The organism is Flagellimonas myxillae, assembly GCF_023502235.1.
Taxonomy (GTDB): Bacteria; Bacteroidota; Bacteroidia; order Flavobacteriales; family Flavobacteriaceae; genus Flagellimonas; species Flagellimonas myxillae.
This window is the reverse complement of record NZ_JAMFLY010000001.1, coordinates 27,907-51,311: the sequence shown is the minus strand read 5'-3', so window position 1 is coordinate 51,311 and position 23,405 is coordinate 27,907. Positions and strand designations below refer to the sequence as shown.

Sequence of the window (23,405 nt, the reverse complement as noted above, 5' to 3'; positions counted from 1 at the left end):
CCAAACAAAACAACCCACGTGACCCAAAAAAGTGAACTTTTCCAAATTGCCAAGGTATTCTTCAAACTAGGTTGTATTGCCTTTGGTGGTCCGGCGGCCCATATTGCCATGATGGAAGATGAGGTGGTTACCAAACGCAAATGGATGACCCAAGAGCATTTTTTGGATCTTATGGGAGCCACCAACCTGATTCCCGGACCAAACTCCACCGAAATGACCATGCATTGTGGATACGAGAGAGGTGGCTGGAGAGGCCTGTTTTTAGCAGGGTTCTTTTTTATTTTTCCAGCGGTTGTCATTACTTCGGTCTTTGCATGGCTGTATCAACAATACGGGCAATTGCCCAAAGTAGAACCCTTTATTTATGGCATAAAGCCTGCGGTAATCTCCATTATTCTATTTGCCGCCTATCGCCTTGGAAAAAAGGCGGTAAAGAACGCGGAATTGGCCGTATTGGGTGTGCTCACCCTGGCTGCCTGTTTATACGGCATTAATGAAATTGCAGCTCTTTTTGGCTGTGGCTTTTTGGGATTTTTCCTGTATCTGATCAAAAGAAATCGGAAAAACACCCATGTTTTGGTTCCCTTTTTTCTGGTTCAAAGTGGCATTTCCCTGCCAATGGGCACGTTAAAAATTTTCATGACCTTTTTAAAGGTGGGTGCCATCCTTTATGGTAGTGGATATGTCCTCTTTGCCTTTTTGGATTCGGAATTGGTCTCCCAAGGTTGGTTAACCCGTGAAGCCCTGATTGATGCCGTCGCGGTAGGGCAGATCACGCCCGGCCCTGTGTTATCTACGGCCACCTTTATTGGTTGGCAAATGAACGGAATTACCGGGGCCTTGGCAGCGACCATTGGAATTTTTCTTCCTTCCTTTATTTTTGTGCTGCTGCTTAATCCTTTGATTCCCAAAATGAGAAAGTCGAAAGTTATGCGGGCCATTTTGGATGCGGTGAATGTAGCTGCGGTCGCCTTGATCATTGCAGTCTGTATACAAATGGGAAAAGACACCCTTACCGATTGGCGTACCATGGTCATAGCCGTTATTGGCCTGGGTGTTGTTTTTATTTTTAAAAAAGCAAACAGTGCCTTTATTGTTTTGGGCGGGGCTATAGTGGGGTATCTGTTGACCTTGGTTTAGGCATACGCTACCCCAGTACAATTGGAATTTTACAAAATACTATCTTTATTCAATGGATATTAAACTTACCGATGCCAAACGGATCAAAATCCTAAATTCCGATGACCTATATGGGATTATGCAGGGATTCTACTGGACTTTCAATGGATGACTTAAGCAAAAAACATTAACCAAACTCCAAGCACCAAAAACATCAATGCAACAAGACTACCCCATCTTTAAAAAGTTCCCAAGTCTGGAACAGGCAACCGAATTAAAAAAATTACTGGATAAACAAGGCATCGATGCCATTTTGGGTGACAATATCCCTCCAGTGGATGTGACTTTTTCTGGAACTACGCTTCAACATGAATATGAGGTAAGAATTGCCCAATCTGATTTTGAGAGCGCTGAAAAAGTACTAGAAGCCCAAGCTGAAGATTTAATCAATCAAGTTGATGAAGACTACTATTTATTTGAATATTCAGATGAGGAGTTGTACGAAATCTTGTTGAAGGCGGATGAGTGGAATGAGTTCGACTATACCTTGGCCCAAAAAATCCTTACCCAACGAGGAAAATCCATTGACAAGGATTTGCTGAAATCCCTAAAAAATGAACGACTTAAGCAATTGGCCAAACCGGAAGAGAGTCAAAGACCATGGATAATTGCCGGATACGTATTTGCATTTCTAGGCGGTTTTCTCGGACTTATCATTGGCTACTTTCTTTGGACGGCCAAAAAAACCTTGCCGAACGGTCAAAAAGTGCATTCGTACTCGGAAAAGGATAGAAAACAGGGAAAGTACATCTTTTATATCGCCTTAATAATTTTCCCAGTGGCCTTGATTTTAAGAGCAATCTCTGGGTTATAAACCAAAACTCTTTCACATAAAAAAGTTGTGAAGCAAACCATTACCAAAACCCCTGAAAATCTTGAAATTCTGTACAAGCTTGTTGCCAATGGGTTTTACCAGGGATCTGTGGAACCCCACAAATTTGAGTTGGTCGGAAAACATGCTTCAAACTATAGAATTATTGGTGTTTTAAACAACGAGGGCAAATATGTCGTAAAAGTCGATGCCAAGTTTTCACATAACATATCCCAAAAAATTCTGTTGGCCCTTGGTATTTCGGCCTGTATCATTTTGTTAATCAAACGCAATTGGATCATACCCTTGTTGATAGCCATCATGGGGCTGGCTTCCTTGGCCAGTACCCGAAGCATAAAGAAGCGAGAGTTGGACAAGTTTATGGATAGATTTACAACGTTTAACAAACATCAGGAGAACTAGGCGTTCATAAATCGTTCAACCCAATAAACCAGTGTATAATTCACTTTATATTGTATGATCGCAAACATACATACTCCTGAGCACCTAAAAAACTTAAAGAAAATTCTGGTTGTACACAGCGATATGTTTCTAGAGGTTACATGAAACATTTGGCCGCTCCTCGTAATTAGGGTGTATTATTTTCGACTACAAGGTTTAAACGGGGAATTAAAGTCTCGTTTATCACTAAACCCAGCACACATGGTATTTATCCTTCTTTTTTTAGCTGCCTGTTTTCTTGCATATACAAACGGCGCCAACGATAATTTTAAAGGAGTGGCCACCTTGTTTGGTAGTGGTACCACCAATTACAAAAAAGCTATAAACTGGGCCACGATCACCACTTTTGCCGGCTCTGTTGCTGCCATTTTCTTGGCCCAAACCCTAGTCAAGAATTTTTCAGGCAAAGGTCTCGTACCGGATACCTTGATCCAGTCTCCAGAATTTGCCATTTCCATTGCTTTGGGGGCAGCCCTTACCGTATTTATTGCCACAAAAATTGGAATGCCCATATCTACAACCCACAGCTTAGTGGGAGCCCTGTTCGGTAGCGGCTTTGTGGCGGTTGGCACCGCGTTTAATTTTGCCAAATTGGGCAATACATTTTTAATACCACTAATTGTTAGCCCGCTTATGGCCGCTATAGTAAGTTTAGTGGTTTACCTCATATTTAGGCGAAGTAGGATTGCCTTAGGGGTAACTAAGGAATCCTCTGCTTATTTAGTAGAGGAAAAAGTTGCTGTTGTAAAGCCGATGTCGGCCAACAATTTCAGTCGTGTGGAAACGAAAAATCAGAAGACATTACGCATCAGTAAAGAAAAAGGATTTGAAGAAAGGTATCAAGGTAGTTTTATAGGCATTAATGCCCAAAAGGTGCTGGATGCCGCCCATTATCTCAGCGCGGGGGTGGTAAGTTTTGCACGAGGCCTTAATGACACCCCAAAAATTGTAGGTCTACTCATTGTGATCAATACATTGGATATAAAATGGGGGATGATAGCCGTTGCAGTGGCCATGGCCATTGGGGGCTTGGTCAATGCAAAAAAAGTTGGGGAAATGATGAGCAAAAAAATCACTCCAATGAACAGTGGTCAAGGATTTACCGCAAATTTGGTAACGGGTGCGCTGGTCACAACTGCCAGTATTCACGGAATGCCAGTTTCGACCACCCATGTCAGTGTAGGCTCCATTTTTGGAATCGGAACCGTGACCAAAAAAGCAAATCTTAAGGTAGTACGCAATATTCTTTTGTCTTGGTTGCTCACCCTGCCAATAGCCGCTATTTGCAGTGCGGCTGTGTATTGGCTACTGCTTACTTTAGGCTAAATTCCAGTTGAAACAGGAAGCAAATACTGATTTTAATTCTAGTTTAACACCATCCTTGTCGGAGCTTCTTATAAGAAGAACATCAAAACCTTGAATAATAGTGGGGATTATTCACTCTGAAAAGTAACTTTTGAATGTATGGGCTCCCCTTCGTCCGAAATACCCTGTAATGTCGCTTGGTAGGTTGCCGGGATGTCGGAGGTATGAAACGACACTTTGGCCTTTCCCTCCCCGTCCAATTCAACATTGGGTTCCCAATGTAGGGTTCTTCGAAAATCCGGCTTATTGGGGTTTGTCTTCTTCTGGTTGTATACGGGTTTATAAAACTTTCGCCCACTACCCAATCCTGGGTGGACATAAGACAGGGACCCTACCCCATTTTCATGAGGTGTTTTTTCTTCGTAGAAACGCTCCCTACCATCCAAGGTATATACGGCAATGATTCCATTGCCACCTCTAATTCCATAAATGGTACCTTGCTCTGGCCTTATGTAATCCACAAAATCAATATCCGTAATTGGAATGGTCATAATGGTTAGCTCCTCGACAGGAAAACCATCCAATAGATAAAGGGGCACTCTGTCGTATCGATTTCTAATGTACACTGTTTCCCCAACAACCTGAACTCCTGGAATTCTACCCTGAAGTGCCGTCAAGGCATTCCCAATGGGGGCTTTTCTAAATTGTTCATAATCCAATGTGAAGGATGGGCGAACATAAAGGGCACCCGAACGCTTTCGTTCCATGTTGGCATCTTTCCCCAGTTTTTTTTCGGACACCACGGTCTCTTTTAGACGGATCAAGTCGGCTTCATCTACGTTGAAAGGCTTGCTTTCTGGCAAAACAACCGGAAACGCACTAAAACTTTCCCTTTGCAAACCCCGAACGGGCAAGCTCTTTGTAATTTGGATTTCTGGACCGTCCAACGAATCCAACTCGATATAAAAATCAGGGTCGGACCCCCGGTCCTTTTTGTTTCTTTTGCTCTTTTTTGGAATGGTACTTGCATACACAAAAACGGATGTGCTATCGTTGAATTTTAGATCGGTAAATTCAAATTCCCCATTGGCATCGGTCTCCACGATGTCATGTCCGGTCTCGTATCTGTTTCTATAGGCAAGTGAAACTTGGGCTGCCACAGGTTTCTCCCGTGAATTTGCATCAAAGACCTTTCCCTTCAGAGTTATTCCCGTTTCATGGGAAAACTGTAGTTCCTCAACATCCTGATCCATAAAACCTCTCCAGCCCTGGGTCATCATGAGAAGATCTAGGTTTTTTCTTCTCGCTTCATCATCAGCATTAAAATAATAGGCAGGATTTTCGATTTCCCCCTTAAGCTCAGAAGTCAAAAGCAAGTAAGTTTTAATGTCAACATCGCTAAAGTTGGAACTGGCAGAAGACACCTCTGTAACCGAAAGGGACATATTGCTTTCCAATTGTTCTGCCCAGTACCCCAACTCAATTTCGAGTTCCACTAATTCCTTTTTGCCATAGGTGCTCTTTGTAATTTCCATTTCAATGGGATCAACGCCCGAAAGGTGAAAGAACAAACGCTCACAAATGGGCTGTTCAGCCCCGTTGGACAAGGTAAATTGGACAATCCCATCGGTTACCACATTTTTGGGCACGTTCACCACTGCAATTTCATCCTTTCCTTCTATGATGGTGCTGGAAATTTCAATCCCCCTTTGAAAGGTTGTCAAAGTATATCCGTTGACACCATCTAATCTGGAGGATTTGATTTCCACCTGATAATGGTTTCCTCGATCAAAAACGTGCATTATAGTTCCTGACACCATCGGTTTGGGCAAATCGTAGTTAAAAACATCGCCATTGTAATGGATCTGGGCCTGGTATTTTTCACCAGCCTGGGGTATAAATGAGAACATTCCCATGCCCAGGTGCGAGCTCTGGAACTCCGTGATCAATTTCCCTGAACCATCGATGATTCTTCCCTCCGTATCCGCACCAAGCCCATCCGGCGCAACAGACTTGAAGCCAACACGATTGATAAATCCATCCACTAGGTTCCCGCCTTCTGGAAAAAATTGTAAGTCCGGCCTTTTCGGGCTAAAAACGGCATCTTTTACGTCCAGCTTCGGCTTCTCTCCCTCAAATACCCTTTCGGAAACAAGCTTTTCGCCAGACCCTATTTTTATTTTCTTTCTGTAAAAACCTGAGTTCCCAAAATTTCTCATGTAGTTGGTAAAGGCCCGGATAGTGTATACTCCATTTGTGGTTTCCAAGGGAATTTGCATACTTCCGGCAGCCACCCCTTCCTCCACTTGGAGCATCTTTGTAAACAACACTTCATTCTCGGGGCTAATAAGATCCACATAAACCACTTCGTTCAGGGCGATCGGCTTATGGGTTTCGGCATGCAGTACATACGCCTTGAACCAAATGCTCTCCCCTGCCCGATAATCGGACCTATCTAGGTGCAGGTATATCTTTTCTTTGTAGATCTTGCTTTTTTGGACGGAATCGGAAACATGGATTTGGGTGTTGAAGGAACCATATCCTAAATGGGAAAAACAAACCATCCCAATAGCAAGAAGTAGTATTCTAATTGGCGCGACCATATCTTTTAGTGTTGTTTAGTTGTCTGAAGGAACCAAAATATTTGCCACAATTTTCGTACCAAATCCTTCGAGGTTCAACTAAGGTGTACTGTTGCTCACCTGTAACAATTTTCCATTATAAAACTGATGTCCCTTAAGGGCAAAATCCTTGATATAGGATGCCATTTCCAGCGCGGTTAAGGGAGCCTCATAACCAGGAAAGGCCTCCTCCAACATCTCTGTCTGTACGGCGCCAAGGGCCAATACATTAAAACTCGGTCCGGTTTCCTTAAATTCCTCTGCCCAAAGCTCGGTCAGGGTAATTACAGCTCCCTTACTGGAACTATAGGCGGACAATCCAGGAAATTTTACACTCCCTTGCACCCCGCCCATAGAGCTGATGGTAACCACATGTCCGTTCTGGTGCATCTTGGGCAGTACGGTCCGGGTGAGTTCGGCCACCCCAAAGACATTTACTTTGTAAACAGCTTCAAACTCAGCGGAGGTAATCTCCAAGAATGGTTTATTCAACAAACTTCCTGCATTGTTTATCAACGCATCCACTTGGTCCCATTGTTCCAAAAAATCCGCAACCTTTTTGTATTCGGAGCTATTGGACAAATCAAAAGCCATGCTATGCACATTGGCCAGTCCCAAATCGGCGATGGGTTTGGCATTTCGGGAAAGTGCTAAAACTTGATGGCCTTCCTGGGCAAATAGTTTTACAAGTTCAAACCCTATACCCCGACTGGTTCCTGTGATGATGATGTTTGACATAATCCTATATTGTCTTTTCAGCTACGGAGAAAATCCAGCATTTCCCCTCCTAAAAAGATTCGAAAAAACGTTTTGATCTAGTTTATTTTGATTTCTTGGTCTGCTGCATTGGCGATGCCCTCCAACACCGGTTGCAATTTGTTAACCAAGGTCGCCATATGTTCAAAATCCATTAAACTTACTTCATCCCCAACCTTATGGTAATGGTTAAAATTGGTAAAATCAAAGGTGCAGAAAGTATGGGAAGGGACTCCAAACTCTTTATGGAACGGATAATTATCAGACCGTTGGAACAAACTATATTCCTTGGCTGTGGATAAAAAGCCTACCAAGTTTTCCTTCGCATGCGCATTGCTCACTTCAGCCAAATTAGACATTTCATATCCCGTGATGTACACAAAATAGTCCTTATCCTGTAACGGCACCCCTGTCATTTCAAAATTGAGCATGGCGTAGAGGTTCAGGTTTTGCTCCTTCAGCTTTTTGGCAAGGTGTTCGGAGCCCAAGAGTCCTTTTTCCTCTGCACTGAACAAGGCAAAGATCAGGCTCCTTTTATTGGTCTTTTTTGTTCCGAAGTATCGAGCCAACTCCATTACAGTAGCAGTTCCTGAGGCATTGTCGTTGGCGCCGTTGGCAATGTTATCTCCATTTTCAGCAGTGATGATTCCTATATGGTCATAGTGGGCGCCGACCAGAATGTATTCCTTTTTTAATTCGGGATCGTTCCCTTCCACAACACCCAGTACATTGTATGAGGGATTCTCAAAATTGGAAAGCGTATCCCGATACGATTCAAAATAAGGCTTTACCTGATGGGAGCTAAAGTAATTTTCAATGTATTTGGCAGCCATTTCAATGCCTTCACTTCCGGAATCACGACCTTTTAATTCGTCGGAAGCCAAATAGGTCATGATCTCTCCAATGCGTTGGGCATCTGTTCGTCCAGTATTCGATTTTTCATTGGCCTTGGTTTCTTGGGCCACACTTCCCTTAAGTCCTTCTGGTCCACCAGCCCCTTCTTGGCCCGAAGCGGAATAGGTTTCAATTTTTTGGGTTGAACCACAACCCACAGCAAGCAGTATTGCCAAGCAACTTAGAATGTTTTTCATATTGATGAATTTGCTTTTAAAGATAAAAAAAGCATCCTAAAAGGATGCTTTTACATATTTTCATAAAAATCAGTTCTTGACTGCTAATTAGGCCAGCATGGTCACCGGGTTTTCCAGATACGCCCGAAGCGTCTGCAGGAATTGGGCACCAGTAGCGCCGTCCACGGTTCTATGATCGCAGGCCAAGGTTACTTTCATTGTGCTACCGGGAACAACCTCACCGTTCTTCACGACAGGTTTATCCACGATGGCCCCTACGGATAAAATTGCCGAATTGGGCTGATTGATAATGGAGGTAAACTCCAAAATCCCGAACATTCCCAAGTTGGACACTGTAAAGGTGCTTCCTTCCATCTCATCCGGCTTGATTTTTTTAGTCCGTGCACGTCCCGCCAAATCCTTCACAGAGGTACCCAACTGGGTTAGGCTCAACTGATCCGCGAATTTAATCACAGGCACCACCAATCCTTCGTCAACAGCCACGGCTACTCCCATGTGTACATGGTGTTTGTATATGGTGGAATCGCCATTCCAAGTTGTGTTGACCTGCGGATGCTTTTTCAATGCCATGGCACAGGCTTTAAGCACCATATCATTAAAAGATACTTTGGTATCCGGTAAACTATTGATCTGCGCTCGTGAAGCTTTTGCATTGTCCATATCCACCTCTATGGTAAGGTAGTAATGCGGAGCGGAGAATTTGGACTCTCCCAAGCGTTTGGCTATCACCTTGCGCATGGTTGAGTTTTTCACTTCTTCTTGGCTCTCTTCCCCAACAGGCAAACTTATTGGGGTAATCGGAGTGGCAGCTGCCGAAGTCTCTGCTGCGGGAACAGCAGCTGGTGCCGGTGCTTGTGAGGGCTGGAAGTTCTCCACATCCCTTTTTACAATTCTACCGTGGTCACCAGATCCAGTCACATCTGCTAGATTGATTCCTTTGTCGCTCGCTATTTTTTTAGCCAATGGAGAGGCCAATATGCGTCCATTCTGGGAAGGTGCAGCTTGTGCAATTTCTTGGGTTTCAGGAGCTGCAGCTGCTGCCTCTTCCGGGGCGCTATCGGCTACAGGAGCGCTCGCAGGTGCACTTAAAACCGCACTTACATCGGTTCCTTCTGGTCCTATAACGGCCAATACATCATCCACTGGTGCGGATTCACCCTCTTGGATTCCGATATGCAATAGAATACCCGAATAGAAGGATTCGAATTCCATGGTGGCCTTATCCGTTTCGATTTCGGCCAAAATATCACCTTCTTCGACGGTATCGCCCACCTTTTTTAACCATGAGGCAACGGTACCTTCCTCCATGGTGTCACTAAGTCGGGGCATTTTTACAATCTCCACGCCTTCTGGAATGGCAGCCGCACTGGCTGCAGGGGCCGCAACTGGGGCGCTTTCGGCAACCGGAGCAGGAGCTTCTTCTGCTGGAGCAGCATTACCACCCCCGGCCAACAAAGCGGATATATCCTCACCATCTTCACCAATAATGGCCAAAAGTGTATCTACAGGGGCACCATCGCCTTCGGCGATACCTATGTGCAACAGGGTACCCTCATGAAAGGATTCAAATTCCATGGTGGCCTTGTCCGTTTCGATCTCGGCCAAAATATCACCTTCCTCTACCTTGTCCCCGACATTTTTGAGCCATTTTGCCACGGTTCCTTCTTCCATGGTATCGCTCAATCGAGGCATGTTGATCACTTCTGCCATCTACTTATAATTTATGTTGTAAAAATGGATAATCTTCTTGTTCGTATACGGTATCGTACAGCTGCTGGATCGGTGGAAAGTCCGATTCCTCTGCAAACTTTTCACATTCGGATACCAAATCCTTCACCCTTTGGTCCATCACTTTAATTTCTTCCTCTGTTGCGTATCCTTTCTCAAGAATAACATCTTTTACTTGGGTGATCGGGTCAATTTTCTTGTATTCCTCCACTTCCTCTTTGGTACGGTAATGTTGCGCATCGGACATGGAGTGCCCTCTGTAACGGTAGGTCTTCATTTCCAAGAAAGTTGGACCTCCTCCTGTTCGGGCCCTTTCAACGGCCTTGTCCACTTCCTTGGCCACGGCTGCCGGGTCCATTCCATCCACATCGGTACAAGGCATTTCATAACCAAGTCCCAATTTCCAAATTTCGGTGGTATGCGCTGTTCTTGCTACGGATGTTCCCATCGCATAGCCATTGTTTTCACAAATAAAAACCACAGGTAGTTGCCAAAGCATGGCCAGGTTGAAGGCCTCGTGCAAAGAACCTTGTCTTACGGCCCCATCTCCCATATAGCAAAGGGTAACCGCGTCCCTTTTAAAATATTTATCGGCAAAGGCCAAACCTGCCCCTAGGGGAATTTGTCCCCCTACGATACCATGACCGCCATAAAAACGGTGCTCCTTGGAAAAAATATGCATGGAACCACCCATACCTTTAGAGGTACCTGTTACCTTTCCGTATAGCTCGGCCATCACCTTCCGTGGATCCACCCCCATTCCTATGGGTTGAACGTGATTACGATAAGCGGTGATCATTCGGTCCTTGGTCAAATCCATGGCATGCAACGAACCTGCCAAAACAGCTTCTTGTCCATTGTATAAATGTAGAAAACCCCGAACTTTTTGTTGGATATATACGGCGGCCAATTTGTCCTCGAACTTTCTCCAGAACAACATGTCCTCATACCATTTAAGGTAAACTTCTTTGGTGATTTTTTTCATCAACTGTTGTATTAAATGAAATTCCCCGGTCTTGGAGAACAGCAAAAATACATATATATCTGTTTTGTGAAAAGATTTGGATTAAGAATCGGTCAAAAATGAACTGCTGAAAGCTAAGGGCAAAATGTCCCCGATGGAAGTGCATTTATAGACCGCCCCAATCTCTCCCCGAAGCAGTAGGGCAATGGGCTTGTTTTGACGTTGTTCATATTCGATAATGGATTGCCTACAATTGCCACAGGGTGCCGCTGGTTCATCCACCACATAATCTTTGGAAGTGGCACTGATTGCAATGGCCACAATGGGCACTCCAGGATACCTTGCCCCGGCCTGAAATACAGCAACCCGTTCCGCACAAAGTCCGGATGGGTAGGAAGCGTTTTCCTGGTTGTTCCCTATTACGGTTTCCCCGTTTTCCAACAAGATGGCAGCGCCCACTTTAAAACTGGAGTATGGCGCATAGGCGTTTTCGCGTGCATCCTCGGCGGCTTGTAACAATTTCTGTTCTTTTTGTGGCAGCTCCTCCGGGTTTTCGTAAATGGAAAGTTCAAACCCTATTTGTTGTTTCTTCATCCTGAATGTAGGTATATATCAAAAATAAGAAAACCTGTCCAAGGACAGGCTTTCCAATATTTTCATGAGCAATTTTACTAATCGTTCAAAAACTCCTCCCCTAGATTAAAGGTTAGGGAGAAGCGTAAAGTGTTCTCCAACGGATTTCTCACCTGTGCGGTAGAAAACAAATAAGATAGATCTATTTGGGCTGCCTTGAACTTGAAACCAGCTCCCAAGGTAAAGAACTGTCTTGCACCCTTGAGCTCACTTTCATTAAAGTATCCAGCACGAAGCATAAAGGCCTCCATATATTTGTATTCTGCACCCAAGGCCCAGGTCACCTCCTTTAACTCTTCACTGAAACCGTCAGGGGCATCACCAAGTGATTCGAACACCCCGCTCAAAAAGCTGATCTGTTGGTATTCGTTGTTATCCTCCGCGGTGATTTGTCCATCTCCTGTGAAGTCACGAGGTGTGGGAACCAAAAGCTTGTTGAACTCGGTATGTAGTCCAAGCACGTTATCTTGATCAAAAATGAAATCAAAACCGGCACCGAACTTTAAGTTGGTCGGCAAAAAGTTTTGCTGGCCTCCTTCATCATATTGGATTTTACCTCCTAGGTTTGAAATATTGAAACCTGCCCTCCAACGACCGTCAAAGTTATCATAGGCAATTTCCCTTGAACGGAAAAATCCCGCGACATCCACAGCAAAGGAATTGGCAGCTTGTGAATCCTGTGCGCCATCCTGAAATCTTAAGTTGGAACTGATAAACCTTCCGGCCACCGCCATGGAAAAGGTCTGGCTTAGTTTCAATGAATACGATCCATCAATTGCAAATTCATTGGGCTTAACCAAGGTAGGGTCCTCATCTATGGTTTGTCTGAGTTCAATTTCACCCAACCCAAAATACCTGATGCTAAAAGCAAAGGCACTACGATCGTTCACCTTGTTGAAAAAACTTGCGTTCAACAGGGATACATCGTTAACAATACTTTCCAAATACGGGGTATAGCTCGCGCCAATTCCCATTTTCTGGGTGGCAAAGGCAAATTTTGCGGGGTTCCATTGTTGGGAATACGCATCGAAGGAGGTTGCAACACCCATATCCCCCATCCCCGATGCACGGGCATCGGAAGCAATGGTTAAAAAGGGTACTGCAGTTGTAATTACTCTTTCTTGCTGTGCATGGATCCTTGGGGCAAGGGTAAGAAGCACTACCAGTAATAGTAACTTTTTCATTTTTTGTTTTTAGCGTTTAGTAAACATTGAGGCCCAATGTATGCCATAAAATATCATTGGACGTATTACATGTAAACGAGCATTTCCTCAAATTCTTATATTAACCCCGCGTTTTTTTAACGAATTCTTAAAGGAAACCCGACAAAGGTAAGTCAAGCATGAGCCAACGAAGGTCCAAAACCGTTAAAACCGATGGGTTCCATACTAATTTAAGGCCATTGACGTTTAGATTATAATAAATGCCGTTGAATGATTGTCACAATTATTTTGCAAGCACAAAATATTATGGCAAAAACATCGTTTTAATGCCATTGAAGGATTTAAAAATCAAAATCAAGTTAAAGTAGCATAAGGCGTCAAAGCCCTTATTTTAAAGTACTCAAGCCCAAATTATGAAAAAACATCTTATCAAAGTTGTACTTTCCAGTGCTGTCATAGTAGGAAGTTTTACCAGTTGTAAAAATTCCTCATCCTCTTCTTCAAAGAACATCTCCAGAGCCACGGGATGGAAGATCAACGCCAAAGAAGGTGGATTTCAATACAATTCGGACTTTAAAGAGCAAGAAACCCCTCCGGGTACTGTGTTTATTGAAGGAGGAACCTTTACCAAGGGGAAAGTGCAGGACGACATTATGCACGATTGGAACAATACGCCAACCCAGCAGCACGTGCAATCCTTCTATATGGATGAGACGGAAGTTACCAACGTGATGTATCTGGAATATTTGGATTACTTGAAAGCGGTTTACCCACCTGAAAATCCAAAATATAGAAACATTTATAACGGTGCGTTGCCGGATACCTTGGTTTGGAGAAACCGATTGGGCTCCAACGAGACCATGACCAACAACTATCTAAGACACCCAGCATATGCGGAGTACCCTGTAGTTGGTGTGAATTGGGTTCAGGCTTCTCAATATGCCGAATGGAGAACCGATAGGGTAAACGAGGCCATGCTTGAAAGAGAGGGCTACTTGGCACAAGATGCAAAATACCAGGTACTTAATGGAGAAATTGGAGGTACCTTCAGCACTGAGGCTTACTTGAATAATCCTGAATCTGTTTATGGTGGACAAATCGATTCTTTGCAAGGAAAGCAAAAGCGAGATTCCATTAGCGTATTTGCAAAGCGTAGTAGTGGTATCATTATGCCAGAGTACCGACTTCCGACCGAGACGGAATGGGAGTACGCAGCGCAAGCGCTTATTGGTTCAAGAGAGTACAATAACTATAGAGGTAGAAAAAAATATCCATGGGAAGGTGACTATACCAGAAATGGACAACGTGTAGGTCGCGGAGATCAGCTGGCCAATTTTAAACAAGCCAAAGGGGATTACGGTGGTATCGCAGGTTGGTCTGACGATGGTGCAGACATCACCGCGGAAGTAAAATCATACAAACCCAACGATTTCGGATTGTACGATATGGCCGGAAATGTATCCGAATGGGTAGCCGATGTTTATCGTCCTATTGTTGATGATGAAATCAGTGACTTTAACTACTACCGAGGAAACATCTTCCTCAAAAAAGCCATTGGCGATGATGGTAAAGTGAAAGTCCTAAGAGATGAAATCAAATACGATACGCTTCCGAATGGAAAAATCGTAGCCATTAACCTGCCCGGTGAAATTGAAATGGTTCCGGTAACCGAAGAAGAAACGTATTTAAGAACGAATTTTGATTCCAGTGATAACCGAGGATATCGCGATGGCGACCCAGGTTCTTCAAGATTTTTTGAAAGATTTAGCGATGAGGCCGATAACAGGAAAATGTACGACTCACCCAAGCACAAGGTAGAGCGTGATTCCACCGGTAAACTTATCCGACAGTACGACACATCCAACTATAGGACTTCCTTGATCAACGACGAGGTTCGGGTGTACAAAGGAGGGTCTTGGAGAGATCGTGCCTTCTGGCTGGATCCCGCACAACGTAGGTACATGCCACAATACATGGCAACAGACGATATCGGATTTAGATGTGCAATGTCCAGAGTCGGATCCAAGTCCAAATCAAAGAACAAAACAGTTAGGCATAAGAAAGCTAGATAATAGCTAAACTTAATACGATACAAGCCCCGATAATAATCGGGGCTTTTTTTATCTTCGATTCATGAAATTGGAACAGCTTCATCTACTTTTTCAAGAACACCCTGTCATTTGTACCGACACTAGAAAAATTACCCACAACTGTCTTTTCTTCGCCCTAAAGGGCCCAAATTTCAATGGAAACACCTTTACTTCCGAAGCCTTACAAAAAGGTGCTGCCTATGTGATCATTGATGAGGAGGAACACAAAGTTTCCGAACAGTGTATTGTAGTAACCGATGTGCTAACCACTTTACAGGATTTGGCCCGCCATCATAGAAAACTTAGCAAGGCGAAAGTAATCGCCTTAACAGGAAGCAATGGCAAAACCACAACCAAGGAGCTTATCAACTGCGTGCTTTCCAAAAAATACAACACTATAGCCACAAAAGGCAACCTAAATAACCACATTGGTGTTCCCCTTACCTTGTTGACCATTACAAAGGAAACTGAAATCGCAATTGTGGAAATGGGTGCTAACCATCAAGGAGAAATTGCCATGCTCAGCAAAATTGCCGAACCCGATTTTGGGTATATCACCAATTTTGGAAAAGCCCATTTGGAAGGGTTTGGCGGCACAGAAGGCGTGATCAAAGGCAAAAGTGAACTCTATACGCATTTGATTACTGGAAAAAAGTCGGTATTTATGAACGCCGATGACCCGGTACAGGTTGAAAAACTGGGAGCGCATATTAAAAAGTATGGGTTCAGCATAGATAATCCCCAATATTTCAACATTAAGTTTTTGGAAGCCAATCCCTTTGTGGTTTTGGAATTTGAAGGAACCCGGGTAGCAACCCAATTGGTCGGTAAATACAATTTCACCAACTGTTGTGCTGCAATCACCATGGGCAAATACTTCAATGTGTCCCCCTCCGACATTAAAGAAGCCCTGGAGGCATATCAACCCAAAAACAACAGGTCCCAAATAATTGAGCAAGGGGGATACAAAATCATATTGGATGCCTATAATGCCAATCCTACAAGCATGCAAGCTGCCCTGGAGAATTTCAGCAGCATGGAAGCTACCTCCAAAACCTTGATTTTAGGGGATATGTTTGAGTTGGGCACCGACGCCGACCAAGAACATCAGCAGATAGCAGACCTAGCCCAAGAAATGGGTTTTGAGCATGTGGTGCTCGTTGGCAGTAACTTCTTTGGGGCACAGACCCCGTTTCTCCAATGCAAGGATTTTGAAGCCTTGAAGATGCATCTTTCCGAAAATCCCCCGCAAAAAGGCAGCCTATTAATTAAAGGTTCCCGAGGAATGGCATTGGAAAGGGTGTTGGAATTGCTATAAGACACTTCGCTAACCCCTCAACTCCTTAATAAGTTTTAAAGTTACTTCAACCTTGGTCTTGAGAGCGGTATAGTCGAACTCGCCAGCGGCATTCTTGACAAATAGTTTTGATCCCATTCCCACACAATGGACACCTGCACCAAACCAGGCACCTAAGTTTTCCCTTGTGGGTTCCACGCCTCCCGTGGGCATAATACTGGACCAAGGCGATGGGCCTTTAACGGCCTTTACAAAAGATGGACCCCCCACCTGCGAACCCGGGAAAATCTTGACCACCTCTGCTCCCAATTCCTCGGCATAAGAGATTTCCGTTAAGGAACCACAACCCGGGGACCAAGCAATTTTTCTGCGGTTACACACCTTGGCCATTTCAGGGTTCAATATTGGGGATACCACGAAATTGGCTCCAGATTGGATATACAAAGAGGTGGTACCAGCATCCACCACAGAACCGATACCCAAAATCATTTCTGGGGTTTCCACAGCGGCATATTTCACTAGGGCCACAAAAACCTCATGGGCAAAATCCCCCCTATTGGTAAATTCAAAAACCCTTGCCCCTCCATCGTAACAGGCCTTTATTATCTTTTTGCAAACTTCAATATCTGCGTGATAGAACACAGGAACCATTCCTGTTTCCTTCATTTGTTGAGCAACCTCTATTCTCGTGAATCTTGCCATTTTATGTTGTTTATCGGGCTACCCGTCCTGAGGCATCGCCACCCATTAGTTTTTCTACTTCTGCCACGGAGACCAAATTGGCATCCCCTTTGATCGTGTGCTTTAAACAGGAAGCCGCCACCGCAAAGTCCAATGCATTTTGATCGTCACCAGGATATGTCAGTAACCCATAAATTAGGCCACCCATAAACGAATCGCCACCCCCTACGCGGTCCACGATATGTGTAATTTGATATTGGCGTGTCTCCAGCATCTGCTTACCATCGTAAAGTACACCCGCCCAAGTGTTGTGGGAGGCCGATATGGAACCTCTTAGGGTTGTTATTACTTTCTGCGCCTTTGGAAATTTCTCCATCATTTGCTGACAAACGGACAAAAATGCCTCTGCTTTAACATTATGCCCTTCGGTTTGCACACTGATTCCTTCGGGTTTGATACCAAAATGCATTTCGGCATCCTCTTCGTTCCCAAGGATAACATCGCAATAGGAGGTAAGCTCGGTCATGATGGCTTCTCGATCACCTCCATAATTCCATAATTTGGCCCGATAATTAAGGTCTGTGGAAATGGTGATTCCCATTTCACTGGCCACTTTTACCGCCTCCAAACATGCATCGGCCGCACCTTGGGAGATGGCGGGGGTAATCCCGGTCCAATGGAACCATTGTGCCTCCTTGAAAACCTCTTTCCAATCCACCATTCCTGGGGCAATCTGGGACATGGCCGAATTGGCCCTATCATAAATCACCTTACTTCCCCTACTTACCGCTCCTGTCTCCAAAAAGTAGATTCCCAATCGATCACCACCATAAATTATATTCTGGGTATTTACGCCTCTCTTACGCAATTCCATGAGTGCGCAATCTCCAATATCGTTTTTGGGCAATCGGGTTACAAAATCTACGGGAATGCCATAGTTGGCCAATGAGACGGCCACATTGGACTCCCCGCCTCCATAAATCACATCAAAAGAGGATGCTTGGGAAAATCTTAAAAATCCCGGGGGAGCCAACCGAAGCATGATTTCCCCAAATGTCACTACTTTTTTCATAATTGCTGTCAATTCGTTAACGTACACGGAATAGCACAAAAAAATAGGGTCTATCCCAGGAAATTTCATTTCGTGTACCTACACGGTACAGTTCAAAAATAGTATATTGCAGTCTAATCCAAAAGGATTTTTTTACTTTTTGCAGGATGAAACGTATAACTATCAAGGAGATTGCCAAGAAAGCCGGGGTATCAATAGGCACTGTTGACCGTGTTTTGCACAATCGTGGGGAAGTGGCTTCCAAAACCAAGGAATTGGTGCTTAAAATTGCCAAGGAAGGCAAGTATACCACCAATGTGTACGCACGGAGTCTTAAATTGAACAAGTTGTATCGCATTGGCATTCTTCTGCCCAAGGACAACGAATATTGGCGTATTCTGAACCACGCCATCAACGAAACTGCCGAGCGTTATGCTTCCTTGGGAATCCATCCAGATTTTTTCACCTTCGACCGACATAGCGAAACCTCTTTTCAGCAACAGGTAGAGCATCTGCTCAAATCAGAACCAGATGGGGTAATATTGGCGCCCTTGATTGAAAATCGTGTACTTACATTGACCCAGCAATTGGACAAAATTGAAGTCCCATATGTTTTTGTGGACTCCGATCTTGATAAAGCGACACCCATTGCATTCATTGGTCAGAATTCCTATCAGGCCGGGTACTTGGCAGCAAGACTGCTTAATTATGGAATTCATGATGGACAAAGAGCCTACATCGCAAGGTTTTTCGACTTTGATAGCTTGAACAAGACCATCGAGGAACGCATCGAGGGGTTTAAGGATTTCTATAAGACGAATAATTCAGGGGTTAATCGCGTCATTGAGGTTGATTTGTCCAATGGGTTCTATGAGTTTTTAGATGAGCTAAAAAACCTGGAAACCACAACTTCTCCATGCATTTTTATTCCCAACTCAAGAGCTCATCAGTTGGTTGAACAATTGAAAACTATGAATGTACAACTTCGTACTCTTGGTTTTGACTTGATCAATGAAAACCGGAAAGCCTTGCGGGAAGGAACTTTGGATTTTATCATTGACCAAAACCCGGGCAAACAGGGTTCATTGGCACTTCAGGCGTTCTACGACAAACTTATAGCCAACACCAAAGTTGAAGCCAAACAATTGATGGCATTGGAGATTTTTACCAAAGAGAACCTGTTGGATAATTGATTTATACCCAACATTCCTGCAACTAGCGTCATATTTCCAAGTAACTCTTTCCTCTAAAGTAAGGCAGGGTATCAATTTTCATTTTAACAAAATTTGAATTTCCTATAGGAATTATAGGCTTTTCAAGAGTTCAGGTAAATTCCCCCGACAATAGTTTACGTAAATCCTTATCGGAAAAACCTTCCAAAAATGGGATAAGTGGGAACTTAAGGTTGGAATTAAGTTAAATTAAAGGTCGCCATGAGAAAGTTTATTTGGGGTTTATTGTCCTCCAAGCATTCTAGATCCGAGCCAATAGGGCAAGGGGTTGCGGCCAAGTATATCAAATCTGGTCTAACCTTGCAAGAGGCTACGGAAATCCGGGAGTTGATCAAGCTTGCCTTTGAAAACGATAAAATCTATAAGGACAGTGCCATCAGCCTCAACGCACTTTCCTCGCACATCAATAAAGACAGGTATAAGGTTTCCCAGGTGCTCAATGAATATCTTTCCAAAAACTTTTATTCCCTGATTAATCAATATCGTATAGCCGAGGCGAAAGACCTTTTGCACAATCAGGCTTTTCTAAGTGTAAAAGCGGTGATGTACGAAGTTGGCTTCAACAGCAAAACCAGTTTTTACTCCGCCTTTAAAAAGGAAACGGGAGTTAGTCCCAATGATTTTAGGGCACTTACCCGTACCGCAAGCTTGGCCTCCTAGTCAAATTTTCTGGGCTCAATAAAGTTTCTTCCCTATTTCCACAAATTGTCTGGTTTTTTATTCCACACCATGCTAGCAGTGAATTGCAGAGGTAACGCTCTAACTTCCTTGTTAACAAACCTATAATGAACTTCTGCAATCATAATCATTTGTTAAATAGGGTTCGTTTGCTTGGGCAAACTCAAATTTGTTGTTCGTCCCGTTTTAGAAGTACTCCTACTATATGCCAATACAATTGTTTTGTCATTGCAATTGTAAAGGTAAGGCGGTGAGAGGCCTTACTACCTTCTAATAAAAACTTTCCATTAAGTTTTGTTTTCGTGTTAGGGAGTATTATTTGAATTAGCTATCAATACCACTTCTCCCGCCTGCCTTTCTCAGTTGCACTGACTCATTATTTTCTAACAAAACTGCTAACTCTATGAAAGTAAAACAGCTATTTGGGACACTTGTGTTCATGTTTTTGTGCGTGAGTACTGTTCAATCCCAAGAAAAAACAATTACAGGTACAATTATTGACCAAACCGGAGTCCCGCTCCCTGGGGTCAACATTGTGGTGGATGGTACTACCACGGGGACCCAATCCGATTTTGATGGTAACTACACCATCACGGCCAGTGAAGGGCAGACCTTGGTCTACACCTATTTGGGGCAAAAAACAGCCCGGCGCCTTATTGGTGCCCAAAACGTTATTGACCTTCAAATGGAAGAAGATGCCCAGGCACTGGAGGAAGTTGTTGTGACAGCATTGGGTATTAAAAGGGAAAAACAAGCCTTGGGATATGCCGTTGCTGAAGTAAGTTCCGATCAACTGGAAGAAAAGGCCGAAGGTGATTTGGGTAGGGTTCTCATAGGAAAAGCTTCCGGAGTGAACATTACCCAACAGAGTGGACTTTCTGGATCAGGAACCAACATTATCATTCGGGGGTACAACTCCTTTAGTCAGAGTAACCAACCTTTGTTTATTGTTGATGGCGTTCCATTTAATGGAGACACCAATGCCTCAGGTAGACAAGGATCTCGACAGGATTTCATAAACGGAAACAACGGTTCCAGTAGATTCTTGGATCTGGACCCCAACAGCATTGAAAGTGTCAACGTATTAAAAGGTCTTGCCGCTTCAACCCTTTATGGATCCTTAGGTAGGAATGGGGTAATCCTTATCACCACCAAAGCGGGATCTGCCGGGCAAGGAGCGAAGAAAACGGAAATAACCGTTAATTCTTCCATCTTCTTTAATGAGATTGCTTCCACTCCAGAATATCAAAATCAGTATGGAAACGGTTTTGACCAATCCTTTGGATGGTTCTTTAGTAACTGGGGACCAAGTTTTGATAGGGATGGAATTTCCGGATGGGGCAATAGCTCCGCCTTCGATGCACAAGGAACCTTGCCACACCCCTACTCCATTTCGGCGGCTGGGCAACAAGCGTTTCCAGAGTTTGCCAATGCCAGATACGAATGGAAACCCTACGACAGTTTCGGGGCTTTCTTTAAAACAGGAACGGTGACCAACTTGTCCGTTAATGCAAGTGGGGCCTCCGAAGACGGAAAAATATCATACAATGCCAATTACGGACATTTGAAAGATATCGGGTTTACCCCTGGTAACAGCCTAAACCGAAACAATTTTGGCGTTGGTGGGCGAGCGGTTCTTAGCAACAAGTTCACTATTTCAGGAACCTTGAATTATTCAAGAACCAAATTTATCTCCCCGCCAATTGCATTGAGTCAAGGAAATGGGGCCACAGGTTCTGGGTCTTCTGTATTTGGTGACCTTTTCTTTACGCCACGGAGTATTGATGTGGTGGGACTACCATTCCAAAGCCCCATTGACGGTAGAAGTATCTACTACCGAAACGGTAACGATATCCAACACCCTTTGTGGACAGTTAACAATGCCGGTACAGAGCAAGAGACCAACAGAGTTTTTGGGAACATGGGAATCCAATATGAATTCAATGACAACCTTAATCTAATTTACAGGGTTGGTCTGGATGTGTATAGCGAAAACAACCTCAACTATCAGAATAAAGGAGGAATCAACGGAAACGTACCACAACCGCGATTGGCCAGTGGTATATATGAGACTTGGAACAATACCAATACCATTTGGGATCACAACCTGGCTCTAAACGGGGATTACGATATCACCGAACGAATAGGAACTACTTTCAACATTGGGGTAAATGGCCGAAGGGAATTGTTCAACCAAAATGGTATTGCCAGTGACGCACAACAGGTGTTTGGAGTACTGAGACATTTCAATTTCTTGAACCAAAATGAAATCCAGCAGACTTCGCACAGAAACTTGGTTGGTTTCTATGGGCAGGTGGAGTTCGATTATGATAGCTATGTATACTTGACGGTGGCAGGTAGAAATGATTGGGTATCCAACCTATCTACTGCCAATCGTTCCTTGTTCTATCCCAGTGCGAGTCTTTCGTTCGTGCCCACAACCGCCATTGAAGGGTTGAAAAGTGAGAATATCCTAAACTATTTGAAAATTAGGGCGGGATACGGGACCTCTGCCGGATTCCCGGATGCCAATTCGGATAACTACCCGGTAGCGAACAGGCTTATTTTGGACACCCAAGATCACCAAGATCCAACCGGGACCAATATCGTTACCAACACAAGTCCTTTGACTTTGGGTAACCCAGACCTTAAACCAGAGCGGGTAGATGAAATTGAAATAGGTGTGGAATCTAGATGGTGGGACGGCAGAATTACGCTGGACGCATCCATTTATGAGCGGACTACCACCGATTTGATCGTGCAACAACCCTTGGATCCCTCATCCGGTTATTTTAGAACAAATACCAATGTGGGTGAAATCAAAGGACAGGGAGTTGAAGTGGATTTGGGTCTTAATTTTTTCAGACCTCAAGAAGAAGGCGGCTTTAATTGGGCCACCAACATCAACTTTACTGCCAATGAGACCGAGGTTACCGATCTAGGCCAGGAAACGGATTTAATTGTGTATTCTGGATTCGGAAACTTGGGTAATGCTGCAATCGAAGGACAACCCCTGGGGGTCATCTATGGAACCCGAATTCTAAGGGATGATGCCGGAAACTTTGTGGTAAACGCCATTGGGGATTACGTTCAGGACTCACAGGATGGTGTTATTGGAGATCCCAATCCCGATTTTGTGGCCAACATCAACAATACCTTTTCGTATAAGAATTTCAGTCTTGGATTCCAATTCAATTGGACCCAAGGTGGGGATATCTGGTCGAGTACCATTTCCACACTTCTGGGTAGAGGTTTGATCGTGGAAACCATAGATCGTGAGAACACCTTTGTACTGCCCGGCGTTCAACAGAGCGATGGTCGTGTAAACGATGTTCAGATCAACAACTCGGACTATTATTTCAACAATATTCTGGGGAATATTTCCGAATTACAGGTGTTTGACGCCACAGTATTGCGCTTACAGGAGGTTACACTAGGTTATTCCCTCCCCAAGAAGTATCTGGAAAACACACCTTTTGGAGGCTTATCCTTTACGGTATCCGGATTCAATCTTTGGTATGATGCCATCAACACGCCTAACGGGGCAAATTTTGACCCCAACACCTCTGGTACCGGAGTGGGCAACGGATTTGGTTTTGAATTCCTGAACGGACCGAGCTCAAGAAGATATGGATTCAGTGTTAAAGCAACCTTCTAAAAAAA

At 44.0% G+C, this 23,405-nt stretch carries 18 protein-coding genes; 9 read left to right on the top strand and 9 right to left on the bottom strand.

Annotated features, from left to right (window positions below):
* Window positions 1-18 precede the first annotated feature (18 nt).
* From chrA to M3P07_RS00195, 4 genes are all read left to right on the top strand, one after another.
* Complete coding sequence (gene chrA, locus M3P07_RS00210) at window positions 19-1,140, top strand: chromate efflux transporter (RefSeq protein ID WP_249967885.1); 1,122 nt, start codon at window positions 19-21, stop codon at window positions 1,138-1,140.
* A gap of 196 nt (window positions 1,141-1,336) precedes the next feature.
* Window positions 1,337-1,993: a hypothetical protein gene (locus M3P07_RS00205; protein ID WP_249967884.1), complete on the top strand. Its 657-nt coding sequence runs from the start codon at window positions 1,337-1,339 to the stop codon at window positions 1,991-1,993.
* Between the two features lie 27 nt (window positions 1,994-2,020).
* On the top strand, window positions 2,021-2,413 hold the full coding sequence (locus M3P07_RS00200) for a hypothetical protein (protein WP_249967883.1): 393 nt from the start codon (window positions 2,021-2,023) through the stop codon (window positions 2,411-2,413).
* Between the two features lie 240 nt (window positions 2,414-2,653).
* On the top strand, window positions 2,654-3,778 hold the full coding sequence (locus M3P07_RS00195; RefSeq protein ID WP_249967882.1) for an inorganic phosphate transporter: 1,125 nt from the start codon (window positions 2,654-2,656) through the stop codon (window positions 3,776-3,778).
* A gap of 107 nt (window positions 3,779-3,885) precedes the next feature.
* On the opposite strand, the gene M3P07_RS00190 is transcribed toward M3P07_RS00195, so the two are convergent.
* The 7 genes from M3P07_RS00190 to porV all read right to left on the bottom strand — a co-directional run bounded on the left by M3P07_RS00190 (window position 3,886) and on the right by porV (window position 12,734).
* Window positions 3,886-6,360, bottom strand: coding sequence for a TonB-dependent receptor (locus tag M3P07_RS00190; protein WP_249967881.1), 2,475 nt, complete (start codon window positions 6,358-6,360; stop codon window positions 3,886-3,888).
* Window positions 6,361-6,438: 78 nt separating this feature from the next.
* Window positions 6,439-7,116 (bottom strand): SDR family NAD(P)-dependent oxidoreductase, encoded by a 678-nt coding sequence (locus M3P07_RS00185; RefSeq protein ID WP_249967880.1) that lies wholly within the window; start codon window positions 7,114-7,116, stop codon window positions 6,439-6,441.
* A 77-nt stretch (window positions 7,117-7,193) separates the two neighbouring features.
* Complete coding sequence (locus M3P07_RS00180) at window positions 7,194-8,225, bottom strand: M28 family metallopeptidase (protein ID WP_249967879.1); 1,032 nt, start codon at window positions 8,223-8,225, stop codon at window positions 7,194-7,196.
* 87 nt (window positions 8,226-8,312) lie between these two features.
* On the bottom strand, window positions 8,313-9,935 hold the full coding sequence (locus M3P07_RS00175) for a pyruvate dehydrogenase complex dihydrolipoamide acetyltransferase (protein ID WP_249967878.1): 1,623 nt from the start codon (window positions 9,933-9,935) through the stop codon (window positions 8,313-8,315).
* A gap of 4 nt (window positions 9,936-9,939) precedes the next feature.
* Window positions 9,940-10,938, bottom strand: coding sequence for a pyruvate dehydrogenase (acetyl-transferring) E1 component subunit alpha (gene pdhA, locus M3P07_RS00170; RefSeq protein WP_249967877.1), 999 nt, complete (start codon window positions 10,936-10,938; stop codon window positions 9,940-9,942).
* Window positions 10,939-11,019: 81 nt separating this feature from the next.
* Window positions 11,020-11,511: a cytidine deaminase gene (cdd, locus tag M3P07_RS00165; RefSeq protein ID WP_249967876.1), complete on the bottom strand. Its 492-nt coding sequence runs from the start codon at window positions 11,509-11,511 to the stop codon at window positions 11,020-11,022.
* Window positions 11,512-11,588: 77 nt separating this feature from the next.
* Window positions 11,589-12,734: a type IX secretion system outer membrane channel protein PorV gene (gene porV / locus M3P07_RS00160; RefSeq protein WP_249967875.1), complete on the bottom strand. Its 1,146-nt coding sequence runs from the start codon at window positions 12,732-12,734 to the stop codon at window positions 11,589-11,591.
* Window positions 12,735-13,126: 392 nt separating this feature from the next.
* Between porV and gldJ the strand changes: the two genes are divergently transcribed.
* Together gldJ and M3P07_RS00150 are read left to right on the top strand one after the other, a co-directional pair.
* Window positions 13,127-14,785, top strand: coding sequence for a gliding motility lipoprotein GldJ (gldJ, locus tag M3P07_RS00155; RefSeq protein WP_249967874.1), 1,659 nt, complete (start codon window positions 13,127-13,129; stop codon window positions 14,783-14,785).
* 61 nt (window positions 14,786-14,846) lie between these two features.
* Window positions 14,847-16,121: a UDP-N-acetylmuramoyl-tripeptide--D-alanyl-D-alanine ligase gene (locus M3P07_RS00150; protein WP_249967873.1), complete on the top strand. Its 1,275-nt coding sequence runs from the start codon at window positions 14,847-14,849 to the stop codon at window positions 16,119-16,121.
* Window positions 16,122-16,130: 9 nt separating this feature from the next.
* Here M3P07_RS00150 and M3P07_RS00145 read toward each other — a convergent pair whose 3' ends face one another.
* Window positions 16,131-16,802 carry a bifunctional 4-hydroxy-2-oxoglutarate aldolase/2-dehydro-3-deoxy-phosphogluconate aldolase gene (locus tag M3P07_RS00145; RefSeq protein WP_249967872.1) on the bottom strand — a complete coding sequence of 224 codons (672 nt, stop codon included), beginning with the start codon at window positions 16,800-16,802 and terminating at the stop codon, window positions 16,131-16,133.
* A 10-nt stretch (window positions 16,803-16,812) separates the two neighbouring features.
* Window positions 16,813-17,853, bottom strand: a complete 1,041-nt coding sequence (locus M3P07_RS00140; protein WP_249967871.1) for a sugar kinase — start codon at window positions 17,851-17,853, stop codon at window positions 16,813-16,815.
* A gap of 146 nt (window positions 17,854-17,999) precedes the next feature.
* Between M3P07_RS00140 and M3P07_RS00135 the strand changes: the two genes are divergently transcribed.
* The 3 genes from M3P07_RS00135 to M3P07_RS00125 all read left to right on the top strand — a co-directional run bounded on the left by M3P07_RS00135 (window position 18,000) and on the right by M3P07_RS00125 (window position 23,400).
* Window positions 18,000-19,025, top strand: a complete 1,026-nt coding sequence (locus tag M3P07_RS00135) for a LacI family DNA-binding transcriptional regulator (protein WP_249967870.1) — start codon at window positions 18,000-18,002, stop codon at window positions 19,023-19,025.
* Window positions 19,026-19,265: 240 nt separating this feature from the next.
* Window positions 19,266-19,724: a helix-turn-helix domain-containing protein gene (locus tag M3P07_RS00130; RefSeq protein WP_249967869.1), complete on the top strand. Its 459-nt coding sequence runs from the start codon at window positions 19,266-19,268 to the stop codon at window positions 19,722-19,724.
* Window positions 19,725-20,145: 421 nt separating this feature from the next.
* Window positions 20,146-23,400 (top strand): SusC/RagA family TonB-linked outer membrane protein, encoded by a 3,255-nt coding sequence (locus tag M3P07_RS00125; protein ID WP_249967868.1) that lies wholly within the window; start codon window positions 20,146-20,148, stop codon window positions 23,398-23,400.
* Window positions 23,401-23,405 lie beyond the last annotated feature (5 nt).